This window comes from Peribacillus sp. NPDC058002, assembly GCF_042886655.1.
Taxonomy (GTDB): domain Bacteria; phylum Bacillota; class Bacilli; order Bacillales; family DSM-1321; genus Peribacillus; species Peribacillus aracenensis.
The window spans coordinates 1-5,276 of record NZ_JBHVQU010000233.1 but is presented as its reverse complement, the minus strand read 5'-3'; the positions used below and the strand labels follow the sequence as shown (position 1 = coordinate 5,276).

Sequence of the window (5,276 nt, the reverse complement as noted above, 5' to 3'; positions counted from 1 at the left end):
TTATGTGTGAGTAGATCAAAAATGATTGTACTACTGTACTACGATTTATATCATTTGTCCTAATATATAGAAATATATAGAAATGAAAACTCTTTAGTTAACATAATACTGATTATCACCAGACAACTTGGCTGAATGAAATGGAGTTTTAGAAATGGAATTAACCCCAATTTTTGAAGTGGAAGAAATCAAGCAGGAAATCAGGGAGAAGGTTAACCGTTTGGATGAAGTAGTGATACTACAAAAACGCTTCATGAAAAATTGAACCTTTGGATAGATGATAATATAAAAAATGTTGATTAAAATTATATGGAGAATAATATGTTTCAAGTCAAAACGGGTGAGGAGGAATGAGCATGAAAATGTTTAAAATGATTGCTGTGACATTGTTAGCCGCGTTGTTGTTCCCTTCTTCTACATTTGCAAGTGGCTGGGATTACTTGGGGGAACAATCTCTTTATTCTAATGGTGCTGAAAGTGATGTGTTTGCCTCTACTGGTGGAGATTATAAGATTTGTCGGGATTCTTACGTGGGTCCAGCTGGTAAGTTAAAAGTTGAATTATGGGAGTACGATCCTGACAGTTATAATGATTATGTAGGGGTAAGATATATAGAACGAGGCAAATGTGGTATTTTCCGGGGTATTGGTAACTTTGTTGATGGAGGAAATGAAGCAGAATTTTTTGCTAAATCAAGGACTAACAGTGATATGCATTTAATCTTTTATGATTAATTCACTAAATGAATGAAAAAAAAGACCTGGGATTGATTTGTAAAGGCTAAAGACTCTTTTTGCACCCAAACAAATTGGTTTAATCAATAAAACGCGACTATTGCCCTTGTATCAGCCTGAAAAGTTGGTGCGGGGGTTTTATTTGTTTGGCTACCTTTACGTCCCAAGGAAAATAGCGAAATGTTGGAAGCTTTGCCACGTTATTTTTCACAGGCGGGAAACATCCCTCAGAATATTAGGCAACATAAATCTTTCCCTGTTCATATAGTGAGGTCATCTTCATGTCATACCAACCTCCACAAAATAGTCATAGCAATTCTCTCCTATCGATTAAATTATTTTTTAAATTAATCACAACTCCATTAGAGGAAGTTACACCAAAATAAACCCCTTGGGAGCCATGGGGTTTATCGTCTTTCACTTTTATTAATCTAGAGATACAGAATATGAGAAAAATGATGGAATAAATATTTCATAAATACCCGAACGGTGAGTTTATTTTGTTTGTTGACCATTTCAAATAAATGGGACTTTTCTACAACTTTCTGTACGTGTCGATTCGGCATTAAATGATTTGATAACGTCGAACTGTATGACTCATGCTTCGCCTAAATTCAGTAGGTTCCTGTACCATTTACGGCTTGCCGCCATACCGAACGAGCCGGAAACTGTAAGAATAAGGGATTAAAGGATTAATAGAATAAAAGGTCACAAGGAAAGCAGCCGGGCGGCTGCTTTTTTTATTATTTTTTCCCTTTGCCTTCCGAATCGTAAAACAGCGCAGGCCGACTAATCTCCCAGCCGGTAGGACACCCGAACCTTTCCGGCAGGAAGCTAAGATGGCCAGCCCATCGATCAAGGGGCAAAAAACTTTTGGATTAGGGACGCTATCGCAACATCAAAAACTTTTTGTGCTTAATCCCTTGACCGATTGTCTATGCGTGTTTTTCGTTCTACATGTCAAAGGGGAAAACTAATCCCCCTTTGGGGAACAAACCGCTTCGCAAGGCAAATGAAAATAGGAAAGAAACACTCATCATAGAAAACAAAAGGGCAACAAATAAAAAAATGAAAAGGAGTTTTGAAAATGGAATTATCCCCAATTTTTGAAGTGGTACGAATCAAGCAAGAAATCAGGGAAATGGTTGAGCCGTTTGCGGCCTTCCAAATCCGCAATGCAGAAGATGCCCGGGAATTGGCCGCCGCGCAAATCGCAAACGAGGACAGGGAAGTGTTCCTTGTCATGATGCTCAACACGAAAAATCATGTGGTAGGTCTTCATCGGGCGCATGTAGGAAGTCTGAATGCGAGTGTCGTCCATCCTAGAGATGTGCTGAAATGCGCCATTTTAAACAACGCGGCTTCCCTTATCGTCAGCCATCAGCACCCATCGGGTGACCCAACCCCGAGTATGGAAGACATTGAAGTAACAAAGCGATTGGCGGAAGCAGGGAAAATTATGGGGATTGAAGTTTTAGACCATTTGATTGTTTCCCATACGGGTAAGTATGTTAGCTTAAAAGCAAAGGGATATTTTTGAAAAAGAAATTGGACAAGCAAAGGGGGGCAACGTCCCCCTTTAGTTATTGAGTACCTTGGGAAAAAGCACCTGAAGGAAAAAACAATAAAAGGAGGCACACCGGCTGGATCATCAGCTGGTGCGTTCACGCATGGAGAAAAAAATCCGTTTTTTCTCGATTTAGAGCAGGCATCGAGCCTGCTTGACGGTTGTTTGAGGCAACCTCTAAAACTTACAGTAGCGCCTTCAGGTAAAAGGAGCAATTTGCTGAGCAAATATTCTACTCTCGTATTAAAAGTCAGAATGTTATTCCTTCGCTTGCTTCTTACTTTATCTTTCCCTTTACAATTTACCCTCCAGCCTTGTAACTCGCCTGTTCCATTAGTTTCGCAAACAGTTTCTTTATCTCCGTATCCTTTTTTTCCTTTTCATCATAATATATCCCTCGCAATTCAATATTCTTGCTAAATGGTATCACCAAGGTAAAAGAAGCTCGTAGTTTCAAAGAAAAACGAGCAGAGATCACCCTTCGAATAAAGGAGGCATAGATTTAGCGGGGTGAGGTATTCATGCATGACAATTCCCTCAAGCCAATCTATGAAGGCCATTTTATTGAACTTTGAGAATTACTTTTGAAAAGCGGGCAAAATCAGTTCAGAAAGGATAGTTTCACAACGACCTATTAAGGATCTTTTGCCCGTTGTGATAATTCCGATGAAAATAGAAAAAGGAGCAAGACAAGCACTTTATAAAATAATAATAATCCTCAAGATGCTCAGTATAATAGAAAAAAGGTAAAGGAGTTGGTTTCTTATGGAAAAGCAATTGCCTGAAACGCTACTGGAACCTGAAGTGACCGCTGAAATGGTACTAAAAAGAGCCCTTGCCGATTACAGGAAAGCCCAAATTGAAAAACAAATCGACGACTCATTGAAAAACCGTAATAAGGAAGAATTTATCCGGTTAACAAATGAATTAAAACGGACAACATAAAATCCAAACAGAAACAGAACTTAATAAAAAAAGATAACGCCTAACTTAATAAAAAATGAATCAGGTAATGCTGCTTAATTTCCTGATTCATTTTTTATTTTAAGTGGTCTTAGAATGCTTGTAGGACCTCAAGTAGATTCAATGCTCCATCTATAAGAATACATAAGATAACTAAACCTAAATGTCTGTTGCGTAAGGTAGCATTGTTTTAACATTCAATATAATTATCTTGGACCTTTACTAAAAATTCAGGGCTTTCTTTTATGGATAGCCTAAAAAAGCTATCAAAAGTGATGATCTATGTTTAGGTATTTTACCATTAACCTCGTTAGAATATAAAAATTGCACACACCTATATCTTAATATGTCTACAGACTTTAGAAAGTACTTTTAGTAAAACTAAAACTATTTATTATTTACTTTCAGTTTGACAGCCGCATTCCTCGGTTGAAAAATGCGGCTGTCTCAATAAATATCCATTGAAAGCAAATAACAACAATTATTATATGGTTTAATACCCTCGGTTCCGATCTACCAATCCATTTAACGGTTGTTCGCTTAAAAATCTCCTTAAATTTTCAAGAAAAAAGTTGCTCACTTCGTTAATCGTACTTGGTCCTGACAGATGAGAAGTGACAAACACATTCGGCATTGACCAGAAGACATGTTCTTTCGGCAACGGCTCTGTCTCAAACACATCGAGGACGGCTCCCTGAAGATGTCCTGCTCGCATGACAGATATTAAACCCCCTTCATCTATCAATGCTCCACGGCCAACGTTGATAAGGTAAGCGCTGGATTTCATCGCTAAAAGAAGGTCCTTGTTAAGGATATGATAAGTGGAATCCGTTAAAGGGAGGGTTAGGACCAAATAATCTAGATCTTTTACAAATTCACCCCTTTGATCTGGAGTAAAGTGAAGATCCACGAGTGTTGCTTGTTTTCCACTAAAGCTTAATCCATGTACATTCATATCAAATGCTCGAGCTTTACGTACAAGTTCAGTGCCAATCGATCCAAGTCCAGCCACCCCGATTGTTTTCCCCTTTAGAGTGTCAGAAATGAAAGGATCCCACCTCCGTTCCATTTGAGATTGTTTCATCCGAGGACCGTCTTTCACTATGTCCAAGAGAAACGAAAATACATATTCAGAGATGTAAGCACCAAATTGGTCAATAATTCGGGTTAATGTAATGTTTTTAGGTATTGATTTGTCTGCAATCAAATCATTGACTCCGGCTCCCATTGACTGAAACCAGCGAACAGATGAGGCCATTGGTTTACATAGTAATTGTGTAGGGAAATTCCAACCCAAAATTACTTCTGTACCTGGTAAAAATTTTTCTACTTCCCCCAAAGTTTTCGCTGCCTTTACTGATATAAACCCAGTATTGCGGATACAATCAGCATAAGCTTCAACCTCTTTCTGAATAGGACTAAATACAAGAATGTTTGGTTTGTGTGTACCTACCATGGATTCTCTCCTTTATTGATTCCTTAAATATAGTATGAATACTTCCCACTAAGACAATGACTTTAAATCTTACTTTAATAACTTACCACAAAAGTCCAATTCATTCTTTAACACCAGCTTGTTACTTTAAGTAGAAACCTATTTACAAAGAGATACTTATTGGATGAAGAATTGACGGTCGAGGATTAACTGGTGATTTTGTTCATGCACTTTCTACAAAGGATTAGAAAAAAGGGAAACTCCAGCCAAGCCATGAAGGCCATTTTATTGAACTTTGAGAATTACTTTTGATAAGTGGTCAAAAAATTAGCACAGAAAAGATATTTCACAACTAACCTTTTATTAAAGATTCTTTGCACTGTGGTTCAAGGTTGATGAAATCCTGCGATTAAGCGAGTATTTGTAACGCTACTACTTCTGAATTCATTTACCAGAATCTTTTTCGGTTTTCACGTAGACTAGCAGAGAGTGTTATAGAGTTCTGTTCTAGCCGATCGGTTGAATGGGCATGGGAAAAAGCAAAAAAAATAATGGACTCCGCATCTCGAAATCCATT

At 37.9% G+C, this 5,276-nt stretch carries 4 protein-coding genes; 3 read left to right on the top strand and 1 reads right to left on the bottom strand.

Going from position 1 to position 5,276, the window contains the following annotated elements; all coding sequences use genetic code 11:
- Window positions 1-356: 356 nt before the first annotated feature.
- The 3 genes from ACFVSH_RS22385 (at window position 357) to ACFVSH_RS22375 (ending at window position 3,246) form a co-directional block, all read left to right on the top strand.
- A complete protein-coding gene (locus ACFVSH_RS22385) occupies window positions 357-734 on the top strand; it encodes a hypothetical protein (RefSeq protein ID WP_387707894.1) in 378 nt (125 codons plus the stop codon).
- A gap of 1,087 nt (window positions 735-1,821) precedes the next feature.
- Window positions 1,822-2,274: a JAB domain-containing protein gene (locus ACFVSH_RS22380; protein WP_377454307.1), complete on the top strand. Its 453-nt coding sequence runs from the start codon at window positions 1,822-1,824 to the stop codon at window positions 2,272-2,274.
- A gap of 792 nt (window positions 2,275-3,066) precedes the next feature.
- Window positions 3,067-3,246 carry an IDEAL domain-containing protein gene (locus tag ACFVSH_RS22375; RefSeq protein WP_342615585.1) on the top strand — a complete coding sequence of 60 codons (180 nt, stop codon included), beginning with the start codon at window positions 3,067-3,069 and terminating at the stop codon, window positions 3,244-3,246.
- A 511-nt stretch (window positions 3,247-3,757) separates the two neighbouring features.
- Here the strand turns inward: ACFVSH_RS22375 and ACFVSH_RS22370 are convergent.
- A complete protein-coding gene (locus ACFVSH_RS22370) occupies window positions 3,758-4,720 on the bottom strand; it encodes a D-2-hydroxyacid dehydrogenase (RefSeq protein WP_387707892.1) in 963 nt (320 codons plus the stop codon).
- Window positions 4,721-5,276: the final 556 nt, after the last annotated feature.